The 16,343-nt window shown below is 71.7% G+C and carries 18 protein-coding genes and 2 pseudogenes; 8 read left to right on the forward strand and 12 right to left on the reverse strand.

Going from position 1 to position 16,343, the window contains the following annotated elements:
• Positions 1–67: 67 nt before the first annotated feature.
• The gene (locus tag ACZ60X_RS04115; protein WP_469593065.1) at positions 68–1,012 is read right to left on the reverse strand and encodes a hypothetical protein; all 945 of its coding nucleotides are present in this window, start codon (positions 1,010–1,012) and stop codon (positions 68–70) included.
• A 173-nt stretch (positions 1,013–1,185) separates the two neighbouring features.
• On the opposite strand from ACZ60X_RS04115, the gene ACZ60X_RS04120 reads away from it, so the two are divergent.
• From ACZ60X_RS04120 to ACZ60X_RS04140, 5 genes and pseudogenes are all read left to right on the forward strand, one after another.
• Positions 1,186–1,575 (forward strand): SDR family NAD(P)-dependent oxidoreductase, encoded by a 390-nt coding sequence (locus tag ACZ60X_RS04120; RefSeq protein ID WP_469593068.1) that lies wholly within the window; start codon positions 1,186–1,188, stop codon positions 1,573–1,575.
• A gap of 89 nt (positions 1,576–1,664) precedes the next feature.
• Positions 1,665–1,964: a hypothetical protein gene (locus ACZ60X_RS04125; protein WP_469593070.1), complete on the forward strand. Its 300-nt coding sequence runs from the start codon at positions 1,665–1,667 to the stop codon at positions 1,962–1,964.
• Positions 1,965–1,992: 28 nt separating this feature from the next.
• The gene (locus ACZ60X_RS04130) at positions 1,993–2,265 is read left to right on the forward strand and encodes a hypothetical protein (protein WP_469593073.1); all 273 of its coding nucleotides are present in this window, start codon (positions 1,993–1,995) and stop codon (positions 2,263–2,265) included.
• Positions 2,266–2,771: 506 nt separating this feature from the next.
• Positions 2,772–2,966: a DUF3046 domain-containing protein gene (locus tag ACZ60X_RS04135; protein WP_469593075.1), complete on the forward strand. Its 195-nt coding sequence runs from the start codon at positions 2,772–2,774 to the stop codon at positions 2,964–2,966.
• Between the two features lie 214 nt (positions 2,967–3,180).
• Positions 3,181–3,799 (forward strand): annotated as a pseudogene (locus ACZ60X_RS04140) (AI-2E family transporter); the annotation flags it as partial.
• Positions 3,800–3,889: 90 nt separating this feature from the next.
• On the opposite strand, the gene ACZ60X_RS04145 reads toward ACZ60X_RS04140, so the two are convergent.
• From ACZ60X_RS04145 to ACZ60X_RS04155, 3 genes are all read right to left on the reverse strand, one after another.
• Positions 3,890–5,050, reverse strand: coding sequence for an oxygenase MpaB family protein (locus ACZ60X_RS04145; protein WP_469593077.1), 1,161 nt, complete (start codon positions 5,048–5,050; stop codon positions 3,890–3,892).
• 130 nt (positions 5,051–5,180) lie between these two features.
• On the reverse strand, positions 5,181–6,236 hold the full coding sequence (locus tag ACZ60X_RS04150; RefSeq protein ID WP_469593079.1) for a polyprenyl synthetase family protein: 1,056 nt from the start codon (positions 6,234–6,236) through the stop codon (positions 5,181–5,183).
• The gene (locus tag ACZ60X_RS04155) at positions 6,226–6,504 is read right to left on the reverse strand and encodes a polyprenyl synthetase (protein WP_469593081.1); all 279 of its coding nucleotides are present in this window, start codon (positions 6,502–6,504) and stop codon (positions 6,226–6,228) included. The genes ACZ60X_RS04150 and ACZ60X_RS04155 overlap by 11 nt, the downstream gene beginning before the upstream one ends.
• 418 nt (positions 6,505–6,922) lie before the next feature.
• Here ACZ60X_RS04155 and recA point away from each other — a divergent pair, with 418 nt between their 5' ends.
• The 3 genes and pseudogenes from recA to ACZ60X_RS04170 all read left to right on the forward strand — a co-directional run.
• Positions 6,923–8,050, forward strand: a complete 1,128-nt coding sequence (recA, locus tag ACZ60X_RS04160) for a recombinase RecA (RefSeq protein ID WP_469593083.1) — start codon at positions 6,923–6,925, stop codon at positions 8,048–8,050.
• 7 nt (positions 8,051–8,057) lie between these two features.
• Positions 8,058–8,912 carry a recombination regulator RecX gene (gene recX, locus ACZ60X_RS04165; protein ID WP_469593085.1) on the forward strand — a complete coding sequence of 285 codons (855 nt, stop codon included), beginning with the start codon at positions 8,058–8,060 and terminating at the stop codon, positions 8,910–8,912.
• Between the two features lie 72 nt (positions 8,913–8,984).
• Positions 8,985–9,427, forward strand: a pseudogene (locus ACZ60X_RS04170) (FtsX-like permease family protein); the annotation flags it as partial.
• Between the two features lie 48 nt (positions 9,428–9,475).
• On the opposite strand, the gene ACZ60X_RS04175 reads toward ACZ60X_RS04170, so the two are convergent.
• The 8 genes from ACZ60X_RS04175 to ACZ60X_RS04210 form a co-directional block, all read right to left on the reverse strand.
• Positions 9,476–9,904 (reverse strand): rhodanese-like domain-containing protein, encoded by a 429-nt coding sequence (locus tag ACZ60X_RS04175; protein ID WP_469594363.1) that lies wholly within the window; start codon positions 9,902–9,904, stop codon positions 9,476–9,478.
• Complete coding sequence (locus ACZ60X_RS04180) at positions 9,895–10,437, reverse strand: cupin domain-containing protein (RefSeq protein ID WP_469593088.1); 543 nt, start codon at positions 10,435–10,437, stop codon at positions 9,895–9,897. Before ACZ60X_RS04180 ends, ACZ60X_RS04175 begins: the two co-directional genes overlap by 10 nt.
• Positions 10,438–10,505: 68 nt before the next feature.
• Positions 10,506–10,592, reverse strand: a complete 87-nt coding sequence (locus ACZ60X_RS04185; protein ID WP_324608114.1) for a putative leader peptide — start codon at positions 10,590–10,592, stop codon at positions 10,506–10,508.
• Between the two features lie 248 nt (positions 10,593–10,840).
• Positions 10,841–12,445, reverse strand: coding sequence for an FAD-dependent monooxygenase (locus tag ACZ60X_RS04190; RefSeq protein WP_469593090.1), 1,605 nt, complete (start codon positions 12,443–12,445; stop codon positions 10,841–10,843).
• Between the two features lie 209 nt (positions 12,446–12,654).
• Positions 12,655–13,593 carry an amino acid ABC transporter permease gene (locus ACZ60X_RS04195; RefSeq protein ID WP_469593092.1) on the reverse strand — a complete coding sequence of 313 codons (939 nt, stop codon included), beginning with the start codon at positions 13,591–13,593 and terminating at the stop codon, positions 12,655–12,657.
• Positions 13,590–14,237: an amino acid ABC transporter permease gene (locus ACZ60X_RS04200; protein WP_469593094.1), complete on the reverse strand. Its 648-nt coding sequence runs from the start codon at positions 14,235–14,237 to the stop codon at positions 13,590–13,592. Before ACZ60X_RS04200 ends, ACZ60X_RS04195 begins: the two co-directional genes overlap by 4 nt.
• 166 nt (positions 14,238–14,403) lie before the next feature.
• Positions 14,404–15,321 (reverse strand): glutamate ABC transporter substrate-binding protein, encoded by a 918-nt coding sequence (locus ACZ60X_RS04205; protein WP_469593096.1) that lies wholly within the window; start codon positions 15,319–15,321, stop codon positions 14,404–14,406.
• A gap of 94 nt (positions 15,322–15,415) precedes the next feature.
• The gene (locus ACZ60X_RS04210; RefSeq protein ID WP_469593098.1) at positions 15,416–16,192 is read right to left on the reverse strand and encodes an amino acid ABC transporter ATP-binding protein; all 777 of its coding nucleotides are present in this window, start codon (positions 16,190–16,192) and stop codon (positions 15,416–15,418) included.
• Positions 16,193–16,343: the final 151 nt, after the last annotated feature.

The following is a 16,343-nucleotide window of genomic DNA, read 5'->3' on the forward strand; positions in this document are numbered from 1 at the left end:
GCCGGCTTCGCGCTCGCGCGCGTGCTGTCCGTCGCCCGTCACCTGAGAGCCGCCGCCTCCGGTGGGCTCAGCCCACGAAGCGGCCGTACGCCCTCAGGGTCCGCAGTGCCTTGATCGTCACCTGGGAGCGGGCTTCCAGTGCGGGGGCCGGGGCCCACCGGCGCCAACGGACGGGCCAGCCGCCGTCGTCCTGCTGCTCGGCAGTCAGGTGGTCGAGGGAGCGGGACATCTCGCCGTCCGTGAACCACGCGCGCGCGAGCGAGTCCGGGCTGCGCGCGAAGTCGTGCGGGAAGTGGTGCTCGCCGGGGGCGTAACCGGAGGCGACCGGGTAGGCGTCGAGCCGGTCGGGTTCGAGGACCGCCAGCCGCTGCTCGCGCACCATGCGGCCCAGCCGGTCGGCGGCGGCCTCCGCGCGCGAGCGGTCGGGAGCGGCGTCCAGGAAGGCCACGGCGGCCTGCACGTCGTAGGGGTGGGACTTCTCCAGGCAGTCCACTGCCTGCCAGCAGAAGTCCGTGGCCCGGAACAGCCAGGCGTGCCACACCTCGTTGCGGTGCAGCAGCCCGACCACCGGCCCGGTGGCGAGCAGGTCGCTGGGCGGGTCGTCGACGACCGGCACGAACGGGGCCGCCGGATAGCCGCGCTGGCTGGGGTGGATCGCCGGAAGGGCGCCCTCCGCCGTGGAGGCGGAGGTGAGATAACGGCACACGCGCTCCACCCGCTGCCCGCCGCAGCGCCCGATGGCGTCCAGGACGTGCAGCGCGTGCGCGGTGTGCAGGGGCTGGCTCACGGGTCCGCGCAGATCGGGCTCCAGCGCGTGCCCGTACCCGCCGTCCTCGTTGCGGTAGGCGTCCAGCGCCGCCTCCACGGCGTCCGGGGCGCCGTGCAGGAAGTGGTACGCGAAGAGGCGCTGCTCCAGCACGCGCGCGGTGAGCCATACGAACTGTTCGGCGCGGAAGAGCGGGGAGCGCGCCTGGGGCGTGGGAGGGAGCGGGGAAGCTCCGGTGTCGGCCATGCGTCAGACCGTAGAACGGAAAGCGGTCTCGGCAAGCGGTCCCGGCCGGGGCCCACCCCCAGGGGCGGGATACCGGGGTCACGCGGTTGACGGTCTTCCTGGGAGCAGGAGATCCGCCGGCCCGCGGAGATTTTGGTGGGTCAGTGCGATGACCTGCATTGTTGTGCGGATGTGTGAGCCCTCCGCGTCCCGGGCCGTCCCGCGCTGATACCCCCGAAAGTCCCGTCGTCACCATCGGCTCCGTGGCCGCTCTCCGGGGGAACGGAGCCTACGGCGCGGCCAAGGCGGCCCTGATGGCGTGGAATCACACGCTGGCCCAGCAGTTGGGACCGCATGGTGCGACAGCCAATGTCATGCTGCCCGGGTTCATCGCGGGTACCGCGTTCTTCGGCGCTTCGGCCGACGAGGGGGAGCTCGCCAGGCGTCGGTCCCAGACTCTGGTCGGCCGGGTGGGGGAGCCCGGGGACATCGCGGCAGCCGTCGCCTTCCTCGCGTCTCCGGAAGCCGGTTACATCACGGGTGAGTTCCTCAACAGCAACGGCGGCGCTGTGTTGGGGCGTTGACCTTGACCTCAACTGCGCTTGACGTATGAGACTCAACGGCCATGACACGCTTTGTGGATCTCCGGCACCCAAAGGCCGGAACAGCTTTGATGAGCGAGTGGCTTACCGGTACTGCCGAACGATCACGCGCGGCCGCTGACGCCATGGTTGACGAGTGGACCGCGGCCGGTACACCTTCCGGGCGTCTGGCACAGCACGTCTTCGTGTCCTTGGACGGGGCGAGTCTCTTCTTCTACGCGCAGTGGACCAACGATGACGAGCACCTGGCGTGGGCTCGTGCCCGACGTACCGGGGTCGTCAGCCGTGTCGACACATTGGTGCCTGATATCGAGCGTCCCGGGCTGATTCGAACTCGTCTTGACGGCAGTGTGGTCCACGACACGATGTGACCGGCTGCGACCGGCTGCCGTCTTCGGCGTGAGCACGGTGGCGGAGGACCATGCGCGGACCGTGGCGGTGCCGGCGTCGGGCCTGCTCGCGGAGCACGTCCACCTGACCTCTGATGGCGAGCGCGCGATCGTCGTCACCGAATGGGCCGGCGCCGACCTCCAGGAAGACGCCTCCGTGAGCGGCGTCGGCGTCAGGCTGTACACGCTCTACCGGTCGTTCGTCGACGATCCCTTCCAGGGAGGGCTCCGTCGTACCTGGGCGCAGCCGCAGGCGGGCGGTACAGGCGGACGTGGCACGTAAGCGGCACTGAAGGCCGGCCGGGGAAGGATGCTGCGTCGGGCGGTGCCGGCGTCGGGCGGGGAGGTGCTCACCGGGGAGGCCTGGGTGCGGGCGACGGACCCAATCGGCCTCGACGCCGAGGCCGCCGTGGAATCGCTGTTCACCACGGTGCTCGGGCTGCGGGACGCGCCGGACACGACCCGGCGCTTCTGGTCACCGCGATCGACGCCGCGATCAGGTCACTGGGACCCGCCCCCGCAGAAGCATCCTGACCGCGCGCCGGCCAAAGAACGCCCGTGGCGACGAACCCGCGCCGTCAGTTCCGGGGCCCAGGGTCCGCCGACAGCAGCGGTAGCAGTGCATGCAACCGCGACTTCCCAGCGCCCCACGACGCAGGCACACGAGGTCGCGCCGCCATGCATGCTTGTCTCAGCGGGGAGGCGAACTCCCTGGAAACCCCCTGACGGTCGTGCGGGGGCGTGAGAGGTTGGAAACATGCAGGTCAAGGTGGGTATGGAGCGGAATTCATGCGGTTGACGGTCTTCTGGCAGCGGATGGCGGAACACTTCGGTCCGGGGTACGCCGACACCTTCGCGCGCGATCACGTCATGACGGAGCTGGGCGGACGCACGGTGAACGAGGCGCTGGACGCGGGCTGGGACGCCAAGGATGTCTGGCGGGTGGTCTGCACCGTCATGGACGTGCCCGGCGAGCGGCGCTGACCCCCTCCCCTTCCTCCAGAGGCGGCGTCGTCAGGGCACTGATCGGTCACGAAACCGCAGGTGGACGCCTGTTGTCGGTGGCCTCGGCGAGACTTGGCCCGTGGCACGCACTGACGAGGACAACGAGCCGCTGACCCGGCACACGGCATCCACCGGCACGACAGCGCCCGACCGGCCCCCGGTCCCGGGCGCCGCCGTTCCGAGTGGTGGCCGTATGCCGCGCTGGCTGCCGCGCGCCATGGTGCTCGCGCTGGCCCTGGTCGCCGTGTTCCAGCTGGGCACGTGGGCCTTCCACCAGCTCACCGGACTGTTGATCATTCCAGTTGCTGACGGTGGCGCTGTTCTCGTTCTACTTCGCCGCCGACGGCCCCCGGCTGCGCCGCGCGCTGTGCTCCGTGCTGCCGCCCGCACGCCAGGCCGAGGTGCTGCGGGCCTGGGAGATCGCCGTCGACAAGACGGGCGGCTATCTGTACTCGCGTGGCCTGATGGCCCTCATATCCGGCATCGCGCACTACATCCTGCTCCAGGCCTTCGGCGTGCCGTACGCGCCCGTGCTCGGTGTCTGGGTGGGGCTGGTGTCGCAGTTCATCCCCACCATCGGGACGTACCTCGCGGGCGCGCTGCCGATGCTGATCGCCTTCACCGTGGCCCCTTGGTACGCGGTGTGGGTGCTGATCTTCGTGGTGGTCTACCAGCAGTTCGAGAACTAGATGCTCCAGCCCAAGCTGACCGCCGAGTCGGTCGACATCCACCCGGCGGTCGCCTTCGGCTCGGTCATCGCGGGCACCGCGCTGCTCGGTGCCGTCGGCGCGCTGATCGCCATCCCGGCGGTCGTCGTCCGGCCGGGGCACGCGCCGTACGCCGGCGGGAGCAGCGGCGCCCGGCACCTGGCCGGGAGAGGGCGGCGGCAGCGGGGGCCAGGGTCAGGAGACCGTGGCGGCGGGCGGCGTCCAGCGCCTGGTGCGGGGCACCGCGTCGGTGACGCCGTAGTCCTTCTTGAGGTGCTCGGGGATGGCGTAGTGCATCACGCGCCCCCGGGTGAGGGAGGACAGCTCGAAGACCGTCGTCAGATGGCCGAGCCGGTCCAGGGCCCAGGCGCCGAGCGGGGAGCGGTCCTCGATGGTCTCCAGCACCCCGAGGAGGTGCGGGACGGCCTTGACCAGGGTGTCCCAGCGGGTGCGGGGCACCCCGAGCCAGTCGGCGCAGGTGTCGCCGATCAGGTAGCGGACGAGGGCCGAGACGATCGGGTCGAAGAGGGTGCCGGGCACGACCTCCTCGTAGAGGTCGATGAGCTGTCGCGTCAGCTCCGCGCCCTCCTCCGACGGGCCCATGTGACGGATCATGTACAGGTCCAGGAAGCTCCGCGCCTCCTCCAGGGTCTTCGGCACCGCCTCCTGGTCGACGCCGAGCATCGCCCCGACCACCCGCCAGGCGTAGTAGTAGGCCTGCGCGCCCTCCGTGGTCATGTGGATGCCCAGGCGGTGCAGGCTGTCGAGGACCAGCAGCGAGAAGAACATCTGCCCGCCGATCATGTCCTCCTGGCAGATCGGCGCGCCCAGGGCCGCGGTGTCCCAGCGGTTCTCGCGCTTCAGATGGTGGCGGATGGACGCGTGCAGCAGCCGGATCTTCTGGGCCGCCGGGACGAAGCGGCTGCCCGCCTCGAAAGCGTCGGGCTGCATCAGGTAGACGGTGAACTGACCCGTCTCCGCCATCCGTTTGGAGGGGTACTTCAGCGAGTGCGTGCCCGACAGCAGCCGTGCCACGTGCGGGACCACGTAACAGGCGGGCATGGCCGCGAAGGACAGCGCCGTGGAGATGTGCACGTTGTTGTCGATGAAGAACAGTCGCGCCCTCTCCATCTCGCCCCAGTCGATCCAGGTCGGCGGCACGCTCGTCGCCTGCAGGTACTCGCGGGCCACGTCGGGCAGGCCGTCCGGCAGCGGAGCGCCGGCCGTGGAGACGTACCGCATCAGTGTGTTGAAGGTGCCGACCTCCCCGCGCGCGAAGAGGGTGGCGACGGTGGCGTCGGCGAGTTCGTCGCCGGTCTCCCGCAGGGCGTCCATCGAAGCCTCGGTGAAGGTCATGGCAGGGGCTCCTTGTCCGGGAAGTCACGAAGGCCAGGGGCAGGGGTCAGTTGCTCGCGGGCCGTGGGCCGTGGGGCCGTGGATGTGGGCGGGGAGAGGCTGCGTCCCCCCGGTCAGCCGGTCAGCCCCGTCAGTACGGGCGGACCGTCGCCGCGTGCGCCAGCGCGGTCAGGGCGTCGGTGGCGGGCGCGGGCACGTCCAGCTCGTGGAGGGCGTCGAGCGCCTCCGCCACGCGCGCGGAGATCATGTTCTCGACGCGGTCCGGAGCCCCGAGCCGCCGCATCACCTCCCGCACGGCGTCCAGGCCCACGCGGTCCGGCTCGCCCCGGCCCAGCAGGGACCGCAGGTGCTCCCGCTCGTCCGCTCCGGCGATGCGCCAGGTCTCCGCCAGCAGCGCGGTGGGCCGGCGGCCGCATACGTCGTCGGAGTCGGCCTTCCCGGTGCGCTCCGGGTCCCCGAACAGGCCGAGCAGGTCGTCGCGCAATTGGAAGGCCTCGCCGAGCGGCAGCCCGTACGCCGAGTAGCCCGCCCGTAGCCGTTCGCCGGCCCCGGCCAGGGTGCCGCCGATCAACAGGGGCTGCTCCACGGTGTACTTGGCGGTCTTGTACCGGATCACCTTCAGCGACGCCGCGGTGTCCGGGACGGCCCCCGTGTGCAGGATCTCCAGGCACTCGCCCGCGATCAGCTCCCGGGCCAGCAGCGACCACAGCGGCCGGGCGCGGGCCAGGTACGCGGCGGGCAGGCCGCAGGTGACGAACGACTGCCCGGCCAGTGACATCAGCAGATCACCGACCAGCATCGCCAGCGACCGCGCGGCGGCGCCGGGACGCGGATGTCCGCTCACGGCACCGCGCAGCGCCAGATGGGCGGTGGGCCGGCCGTGCCGCAGCGGACTGTCGTCGATCAGGTCGTCGTGCACGATCGCGGCGGCGTGCACCAGCTCCATGGAGGCCGCGGCCCGCACCAGCGCGTCGCTGTCCGGCTGGCCGGCCGCGCGCCAGCCCCAGTAGCAGAACGCCGCCCGCAGCCGCTTGCCGTCCGTGACCGCCGACTCCAGCTGGCCGGCCACGGGACCGAGAGCCGGATCGACGTCGGCCAGCAGACCGGCCTCCTGGGCGACGAAGTCGCGCAGCACCTGGTCGACACGGGTACGGAACGCGGCCGCGTCCCACCGTTCAGCCGCCATGGGCACCCCGGCGGGCGCGCGCGTGCCGGGCGAGGATCTCCAGGTGGGCCGGGGGCACGCTCGCGCACCGGTCCAGGGCCAGCCGGCCGCGCGCCACCAGATCCTGCTCGGCCGCCGACGCCAGTTCCGCGGCGTCCGAGCGGCGCAGCAGCCCCCGTACCGTCGTCAGGGCCGAGCCCAGCGTGCTCACCGCCAGGTCGGCCACGCCCGCCGCCAGCAGCACGACATGCTCGTCCAGGCCGCCGCGGCGGCTCCCTCCCTGTGCCATGCCTCTCCCGCCACTCCGCACGGCTCGCCGCCGTTACGCCCGGCGATGCCGGTCCCACATCGCCTCACGTGAGCATGGCCGCCTGGGGCAGGTGGCGGCGGCGGAACCGGCGCCCGGAGCACCATCGGGTGACCGGTTCGCCAGGGCGTACGGTTCCCGGTCAGGGCCTGGCGAAAGGGGCGCTCGCCCGGCCCCGGGACCTTTCGTTCCGGCAGCGCGGGGTGCGCTTGACATGAAAATCGAACATCTATTCTTATGGAGGCTCAGGCGAGGCTCTAGGTGGTGGGTTTCGTCCCGTTTCGCGGGAAGATGTCCCCTGGTTATCCACAGGCCAGGCCTGCGTCGGGGCGCATTGTCAGTGGCAGGCGTTAGCGTCTTTGACGTGAAGCGATCGACTCAAGCAAACCGGGTGGAACCCATGGCAGGAACCGACCGCGAGAAGGCGCTCGACGCCGCGCTCGCACAGATTGAACGGCAATTCGGCAAGGGCGCGGTCATGCGCATGGGCGAGCGGTCGAAGGAGCCCATCGAGGTCATCTCGACCGGCTCGACCGCGCTCGACGTCGCCCTCGGCGTCGGTGGCCTGCCGCGCGGCCGTGTCGTGGAGATCTACGGACCGGAGTCCTCCGGTAAGACGACCCTGACCCTGCACGCCGTGGCCAACGCCCAGAAGGCCGGCGGCCAGGTCGCGTTCGTGGACGCGGAGCACGCTCTCGACCCCGAGTACGCGCGCAAGCTCGGCGTCGACATCGACAACCTCATCCTCTCCCAGCCGGACAACGGCGAGCAGGCTCTGGAGATCGTGGACATGCTGGTCCGCTCCGGTGCCCTCGACCTCATCGTCATCGACTCCGTCGCCGCGCTCGTCCCGCGCGCGGAGATCGAGGGCGAGATGGGCGACAGCCACGTGGGTCTCCAGGCCCGGCTGATGAGCCAGGCGCTGCGGAAGATCACCAGCGCGCTCAACCAGTCCAAGACCACCGCGATCTTCATCAACCAGCTCCGCGAGAAGATCGGCGTGATGTTCGGCTCCCCGGAGACCACGACCGGTGGCCGCGCGCTGAAGTTCTACGCCTCGGTGCGTATCGACATCCGCCGCATCGAGACCCTGAAGGACGGCACCGAGGCGGTCGGCAACCGCACCCGCTGCAAGGTCGTCAAGAACAAGGTCGCGCCGCCCTTCAAGCAGGCAGAGTTCGACATCCTCTACGGCCAGGGCATCAGTCGCGAGGGCGGCCTGATCGACATGGGCGTGGAGCACGGCTTCGTCCGCAAGGCCGGCGCCTGGTACACGTACGAGGGCGACCAGCTCGGCCAGGGCAAGGAGAACGCGCGCAACTTCCTCAAGGACAACCCCGACCTGGCCAACGAGATCGAGAAGAAGATCAAGGAGAAGCTGGGCGTGGGGGTCCGCCCCGAGGAGCCCGCCACCGAGCCCGGTACGGACGCGGCGGTCACCACCGCGGCCACCGACGACGCCAAGGCGGTGCCCGCCCCGGCAGCCGCCAAGGCCGCCAAGCCCAAGGCCGCCACCGCCAAGAGCTGACGGACCCGTGACACGACGAACCGACTGGGCCGATTACGAGTACGCCGTCCCCGGTGCCCCACGGGGGAGGGGCACCGGGGGCTACCCGGACTCCGCCCCGGACGGCGGCGACGGACACCGGGCCGACCGGTACGGCGAGCACGGCTCGTACGGCGTATACGACGGGCACGACGCACCCGGCGGGCCCGGCGGGCCCCGCGGGAGCGGCGAACGCGGGTACGGCGGTGACGGCGGTGACGGCGTCGGCCGCCGGGGTGGCAAGGGCGGCGGCCGGGGCCGGCGGCGGCGCGGCTTCGCAGACGCGCCCGGGGAGGACGAAGGCGCCCCTTCCTCGTCGAGGGCCGAGCGGGGGGAGTCTTCAGGGGACCCGGCTGAGCGGGCACGGGCGATCTGCCTGCGCCTGCTCACCGGGACCCCGCGCACCCGCAAGCAGCTCGCCGATGCCCTGCGCAAGCGGGAGATCCCCGAGGACGTGGCCGAGGAGGTGCTGTCGAGGTTCGAGGAGGTCGGGCTGATCGACGACGGCGCGTTCGCGGACGCCTGGGTGGAGTCCCGGCACCACGGCCGTGGTCTCGGCCGCCGGGCGCTCGCACGGGAGCTGCGCACCAAGGGGGTCGACTCGGAGCTGATCGACGAGGCCGTCGGCCAGCTCGACTCCGAACAGGAAGAGGCGACCGCTCGCGAACTGGTCGACCGCAAACTGCGCGCCACCCGCGGCCTCGACCGTGACAAGCGGCTCCGCCGCCTCGCCGGGATGCTCGCCCGCAAGGGCTACTCCGAGGGCATGGCCCTGCGCGTCGTCCGCCAGGCCCTGGAGGAAGAGGGCGAGGACACCGAGTTCCTGGGGGACATGGACGTCTGAGTTCCTGGGAACGCCTCGGCAGCCGAGGCCCTCGGGGCGGGGGCTCTCGATGACCGAGGCGGGATCGGCGCCCTCCTTTCCCCGCCCGCCGCCGACGCCCCGCGGGCCGACCGGCAGCAGACGAACGCCGAGGTCAACTACCTCGCCATGGGCCTGGTGCTGGTCTTCACCGCCCTCGCCGTCGTCAACACGCTCGCCATGTCGGTGTCGGAACGCGTCCGGGAGTTCGCCCTGCTCCGGCTCGCCGGGGCGACCCGCCTCCAGGTGCTGCGCATGCTGCGCACCGAGGTGCCGAGCCTGCTGCTCCTCGCCACCTCGGTCGGCAGGGGGATCGCGCTCGCCGGCTCAGCGCGTTCAGCGCCGGGATGACCGGCCGGGCCGCGCCCAAGGTCACGCCCCTGCTCTACGTCACCGTCGTCGCGGTGCCCGGCCTTCTCGGCCTCGTCGGAAGCGCGCTTACGGCACGGCCGGCGCTGCGGGTGCGCGCGGTCACGGTGTCCAGCGCGAAGGAATAGCGCTGGACGGAAGCCGCGCGTGCGCTGTACGGCGGAACGGCGGGGTGGTCAGGGCATCGGCGGGTTCACCGGCAGGCCCGCCGCTCGCCACGCCTGGAAGCCGCCCACCAGGTCCGTCGCCCGGTGCAGGCCCAGTTGGTGGAGGGAGGCGGCGGCGAGACTGGACGCGTAGCCCTCGTTGCAGATGACCACGACGCGCAGGTCGTGGCCGGTGGCCTCGGGCACCCGGTGGCTGCCCTGCGGATCGAGGCGCCACTCCAGTTCGTTGCGCTCGATGACGAGGGCACCGGGGATCAGCCCGTCCCGCTCGCGCAGGGCCGCGTAGCGGATGTCGACCAGCAGGGCCTCCCCGCGCTGCGCCGCCTCGTGAGCCGCGCGTGCCTCGATGCGCCGGTAGCCCGCGCGCACCCGTTGCAGCAACGCGTCGATGCCGACCGGCGACCCGCCCACGGGGTCGTTCGCCGCGCTCACTGCCAGTCCACCGGGCGCTCGACCTGCTCCAGGCGCAGTACGGGGCCCGTGCGGCTGTAGCGGCGGATACGGGGGAGCGGCGGGTAGTAGGCGTGGACGGAGATCGCGTGCGCGGTGCGGGACTCGTTGCGGACCTCGTGGACATGGTGGCGGCCGAAGGCGCGGCCCTCGCCGGCGGGCAGGCGGCGTTCCCGGTCGATGCCGTCGGTCAGCTCCAGGGTCTGCCAGCCGTCGGTCGGCAGCCGGGCGGCGAGGGACTTCTCCTTGAGTTCGCCGGAGGCCGTCACGAAGGCGCCGACCGACTCGGCGTGGTCGTGCCAGCCGGTGCCGGCGCCGGGCGGCCAGCCGATCAGCCAGGCCTCGCTGCCGCCCGGACCCGCCAGGCGCACCCAGGTGCGGCCCTGCGGATCGAGCGGAAGGGAGGCGAGGAGCCCGGTGTCGGCGGCCGTATGCCGGGCGAAGTCGAGCAGGTCCGCCTGGGTGGGCGCCGAAGCGGCGCCCAGGGAGGCGGGGGACACGGAAGCGGGGGAGACAGACACGTGCACCGTCCTGGGAAGTTCGCGAAACGGGCGCGCGACGGCGCCCGGAGAGGGAAGAGGTGGCGAATTCAGCAGGACGGGCGACACACGCAGCCCGCGTAGCGGACGAGGTCCATGTGGACCCTCCGCCACAGGCGCACGCGGGTGTCGGTCATGGTCCGGAGTACAGCATGTGCCCGCACGTCGGTCAACCGACCGTCACCATGTGGACAGAGCGTCACCGGCGCGCGATCGGCGCCCGGCCGGCGCCCGGCGAAGACGGCCCGTGACGCGCCCGCCACCGCGCGCCGTGCCTCGGCCGTCGTCGAGCGCCGGGAGTGGCCACGACAGGTCCGGCGCCGCGCGCCGGAAGGGGCCACCACCTGTCGGTCACCGCGCGCCGGAAGCGGGCACCTTGTGTCCGTCACCGCGCTCCGGAGGCGGCCTGCGCCTCCTCCTTCACCGTGCCGCCCACCGCCGCCTCCGCGGCCGTGTACAGGTCGGCCGGGCGGACCCCGCTCAGCGCCGTGACCAGGTGGCCGTCGGGGCGCACGAGCAGCACGCTGTGCGCCGGCGCACCCGGGTAGTTCTCGGCGACCAGCAGTTCGGCGGGGTGCGGCAGCGCGGTCACCGCCGCCGCGAGCCGGGGCATCACCCCGGCCGACATCCAGTGCTTGCGGTCCCACACGCCCGTGCCCGGCGCGATCAGGATCACGAGCAGGGCACCTCGGCCGAGCCGGTCGCGCAGCCGGACGAAGGAACCGTCCTCCGCGGTGACCCGGACGTCGGTGACCGGTGCGCCGGGCGCGGTCTCGACCGGGATCTCGCCCTCCAGCGGCGGAGGTGCGAGGGGCGAGTCGGCGTACGACCCCGGCGCGCCGAGCAGCCCGCGCCCCAAGTGACCGTCGGTGAGCAGCGCGTCATGGCCCCGGGCCGTGCCCGGCACCATCTGGCGCAGCCCGCCGGTGCCGCGCAGCGCGGGCAGCACCTGGTCGGCGGCGCGCAGCCGGGCGGCGACCACCGCGCGCCGCTCGGTCTGATAGCTGTCCAGCAGGGCCTCGTGGTGCCCGTGGTGCCAGGCCGCGGCCAGCTTCCAGGCGAGGTTGTCGGCGTCCCGGAGGCCTTCGTCGAGCCCCTGGGTGCCGAGCGCGCCGAGCAGATGGGCCGCGTCCCCGGCGAGGAACACCCGGCCGGCGCGCCAGCGGCGGGCCAGCCGGTGGTGTACCGCGTGGACCCCGGTGTCGAGCAGGTCGTAGGGCGGTGTGGAGCCGTTCGTCCAGCCAGCGAGGGTCTCCCGGACCCGGGCGACCAGGATCTCGGGCGTGACCAGGTCCTTGCCGGGCGGCAGCAGCCAGTCCAGGCGCCAGACGCCGTCCGGGAGGGGGCGGGCGGTGACCTCCCCGGCCGAGGGCCCGGACTGCCGCCACGGCGGCGTCCGATGGAGCAACGCGTGACCCGGCCACGGAAGTTCCGCGCGCAGCGCGGCGACCGCGTGCCGCTCCACCGCCGTACGGCCCGGGAAGCGGATGTCCTGGAGCTTGCGCACCGTGGAGCGCGGGCCGTCGCAGCCGACCAGGTAACTGCCGCGCCACCAGGTGCCCTTGGGGCCGCGGGTGTGGGCCGTGATGCCGGAACGCTCCTGCTCGATCGCGTCCAGGCGGCTGTCCACGGCCATGCTCACCAGTGGCTCGCCGGCCACGGCCGCGCGCAGGGCCCCGGTGAGGACGTGCTGGGCGATGTGCAGCGGCGCGGCGGGGCCCGCCTCGGCGAAGTCGACCTCACTCATCACCTGCTTGCGCCTGAGGGACCGCCAGCCGGCCCAGCGCACGCCGTACTCGCCCAGCGGCACGCCGGTCAGCCGCTCCAGCAGTGCGGCCGTGTCCTCGCGCAGTACGACTGTGCGCGCCGGGCGGGGTTCGTCCTTGCCGGGGCCCTCGTCCAGGACGACGGACGGCACCTCCTGGCGGGCCAGCGCCAGGGCGAGCGTGAGCCCGACGGGCCCCGCTCCGACGACGATCACCGGGTCCACGGCGTGGCGCCCCCTGTCCGCAGCGGTGCCTTGGCGGACTGATGCGAACACAGCGGGGGAGCAGGGCGAACGATCACAGAACGTATGCAACCCACTGCCGGGGCTGTCGTCAAGCGAGGCAGGCGGTCATCGGCGACATACGGACCGGCCGTGGCCGGCGGCTGGTTCCCGGTGCGCCGGGAACCAGCCGCCGTGGAGGTGCCGGGCCGTCAGGCCCGCGGCTCGCGTTCGGTGGTGGGGCCGAGCGCGCCCGCCGCGGCGTCGAGCACTCCCGGTGCCGCGGCCGGCTCGGCCGCGGCCGCCACGGCGACACCCGTCCTGGCCCGGCGTCCCCGCCGCTCGATCCAGGTCGCGACCGAGGACAGGGCGAGGCACATCGCGATGTAGATCGCGCCGACCACGATCGTGACCGCCGTGAACGGGTTCTCCCCGTTGACGATGATGTTGTTGGCCATCGTCCGGGTGGCGAACAGCAGCTCCGTGTAGGTGATCACGTAGCCGAGCGAGGTGTCCTTCAGCGTGACGACCAGCTGGCTGATCATCGTCGGCAGCATGGAGCGGACGGCCTGCGGCAGCAGGAGCATCGTCATCACCTGGTACTTGCGCAGGCCCAGCGCGTACGCGGCCTCCACCTGTCCCCGGGGCACGGCGTTGATGCCCGCGCGGAACACCTCGGCCTGCACCGAGCCGTTGTAGACGGTCAGGCCGATGACGAGGCCCCAGAACGCGCTGTTGTCCCCGACCACGCCGAGGTCGTTCTTGTAGGTGAGGAACAGCACCCACAGGGCGTAGATCGTGATGAGCAGCGGTACGGCACGGAACAGCTCGATGAAGCCGGCCGCGAACCAGCGCACCGGCCGGTGCTCCGACAGCCGTGCCACGGCGAGCAGCAGCCCCAGGACCAGGGACAGCGCGCCGGCGACGGCGAACACCTTCAGGGTGGTCAGCACGCCGTCGCGGATGTTGGTGCGCACCCCCGCGTTGTTGAAGATGTTCCAGATCTTGGGGTCGAGCTGGCCCTTGGCGTTCAGCCGGTACACGACGAAGACCAGCAGCCCGGCCAGCGCCAGGGTGCCGAGCAGCGTGTACAGGCGGTTGCGCACCCGGGCCTTGGGGCCCGGCGCGTCGTACAGCACACTCGCGGTCATCGCGCGACCCCCAGACGCCGCTCCAGCAGCCGGAACAGGCCGCTGATCGAGAAGGTGATGACGAGATAGCCGAGGGCCACCCACAGGAAGATCCACGTGATGGCGAAACCCTGGTCGCTCAGCAGCTTCTGCACGCCGAACATCTCGGTGACGCTGAACGCGCCCGCGATGGCGGAGTTCTTGGTCAGCGCGATGAAGATCGAGCTGAGCGGGGCGATCACGGTGCGCGTCGCCTGCGGCAGGACGATCACGCGCAGGGTCTGCGAGAAGGTCATGCCGAGGGAGCGGGCGGCCTCCGCCTGGCCCATGGGCACGGTGTTGATGCCCGACCGCACCGCTTCGCAGACGAAGGCCGAGGTGTAGAAGCCCAGGGCCAGCAGGGCCTTCGCCCACGGGCTCAGGCCCGGTGCGAAGACGACCGGGACGACGAACCAGGCGACGAGGAAGAGCAGGGTCAGGGGGGTGTTCCGGAAGAGGGTGACCCACGCGGTCCCGAACATCCGCAACGGAGGGATCGGAGAGACGCGGAACCCGGCGATGACGACACCCAGCGTCATGGCGAGGAGTCCGCTGGCGAGGGTCAGCAGGACGGTGCCTATGAACCCCTCGCGGAAGTCCGCGAGATGGTCGAGCAATACGTTCACGGGGAGGTCCTCGTGGCGGTGTGCGGGCAGGGCAGGCCGCGCCGGGATCGACGCGCCGGAAGGCGTCGCCGGGACGGGCCGGCCGGCCGCCGCAGGCCCCGCGCGGGGCACGGGACGGACGGCGGCCGGCTCACTCGACGCCGCGAGGGCGACGTCTCAGCGGGCGTCAGTAGCGCTCGACGGCCGGCGGCTGCGTGTACGGGGAGCCGGACAGGCCGAGCGTCGCGTCGTACGCCTTCTGGTAGTCGCCGTTCTTCTCGTGCTTCTCCAGCGCGCTGTTGACGGCGTCACGCAGCGCCTTGTCGTCCTTGTTCATGCCCACGCCGTACGGCTCCTTGGTGAACGGCTTGCCGACCACCTTCAGCTGGCCCTTGCGCTGGGCCGCGTAGCCCTTGAGGATCGCGTCGTCGGTGGTGACGGCGTCCACCTCGTTGTTGAGCAGCTGCTGCACGCACTCCGAGTACTTCGACAGCTCGACGGTCTTCGCGCCGTACTTGGGCTTCTTGATCTCCTGCAGCGGGGTCGAGCCCTTGATGGAGCAGACCGTCTTGCCCTTGAGCGTGTCGGGGCCGGTGATGCCCTTCTCGTCCTGGCGCACGAGCAGGTCCGCGCCGGCCATGAAGTACGGGCCGGCGAAGCCGACCTGCTTCTTGCGCTCGTCGTTGATCGTGTAGGTGCCGACGTACAGGTCGACCTCGCCCTTGGAGATGGCGGTCTCGCGGACGTTGGAGTCCACGGTCTTGAACTCGATCTGGTCGGCCTTGAAGCCGAGGTCGGCGGCGACCATCTTGGCGATCTCGATGTCGAAGCCGGACCGCTTGCCGGTGGTGTCCTCGAAGCCGAGGAACGGCTGGTCGTTCTTGGCGCCGATGACGAGCTTGCCCGCCTTCTGGGCCCTCTTCAGCGTGGCGGAGTCGATCTTCACGTCGCTCGCGACGGCGTACGTGGGCAGCTTCGGCGTGTTCGCACCCGTGCTCCCGCCGGCGGGCTGGTCGCCGGCGTTACCGGACTGGCCGCCGCAGGCCGTCAGGGCCAGGGCCAGGGTGGCGAGCAGTGCTGCGGGGACGGACTTGCGGAGCTTCATGGTGGACATCCTTCGAGTCGGCAGGTACGGAGACGCGGGAGACGACGGCCGCATACGTGAGGCGGAGCCGCGGGGGAGGGAGCCGGCGGTGGTGTCAGTGGTGCAGGATCTTCGACAGGAACTCCCTGGCCCGGTCGCTGCGCGGGTTGCTGAAGAACTGCTCGGGCGCGGCCTGTTCGACGATCCGGCCGTCGGCCATGAAGACCACCCGGTTCGCTGCCGAGCGCGCGAAGCCCATCTCGTGGGTGACGACGACCATCGTCATGCCCTCACGGGCGAGCTGCTGCATGACCTCCAGGACCTCGTTGATCATCTCGGGGTCGAGGGCGGAGGTCGGCTCGTCGAAGAGCATGACCTTCGGGCCCATCGCCAGCGCCCGCGCGATCGCGACGCGCTGCTGCTGGCCGCCGGACAGCTGGGCGGGGTACTTGTCGGCCTGGGTCCCCACGCCGACCCGGTCGAGCAGCGCCCGCGCCTTCTCCTCGGCCTGCTTCTTCTCCGTCCTGCGGACCTTGAGCTGGCCCAGCATCACGTTCTCCAGCACGGTCTTGTGCGCGAAGAGGTTGAAGGACTGGAACACCATGCCGACGTCCGCCCGCAGCCGGGCCAGCTCCCTGCCCTCCTGGGGAAGGGGCTTGCCGTCGATCGTGATGGTGCCGGAGTCGATCGTCTCCAGGCGGTTGATCGTGCGGCACAGAGTCGACTTTCCGGACCCGGAGGGCCCGATGACCACGACGACCTCGCCGCGGGCGATCGTCAGGTCGATGTCCTGGAGCACGTGCAACGCGCCGAAGTGCTTGTTGACGCTCTTCAGGACGACCAGTTCGTCGGACGCGACCGCGTCTTCCTCGGCCAGCGCTGCTTCGGTCATCGCTCTCGGGCTCCGTCCTGCTCGGTTTCGCAGGACAGTAATGAGCGGGTGTGACCTGCGTCATCACATCTGAGGGAGATCTGAGCATCACGATCCGGTAGCACTCGGACACGGGCCGGACACGGGTCGTAGCAGCCGTCACCGGCGCGCG

The sequence above is a fragment of the Streptomyces sp. NPDC104106 genome (assembly GCF_055584345.1).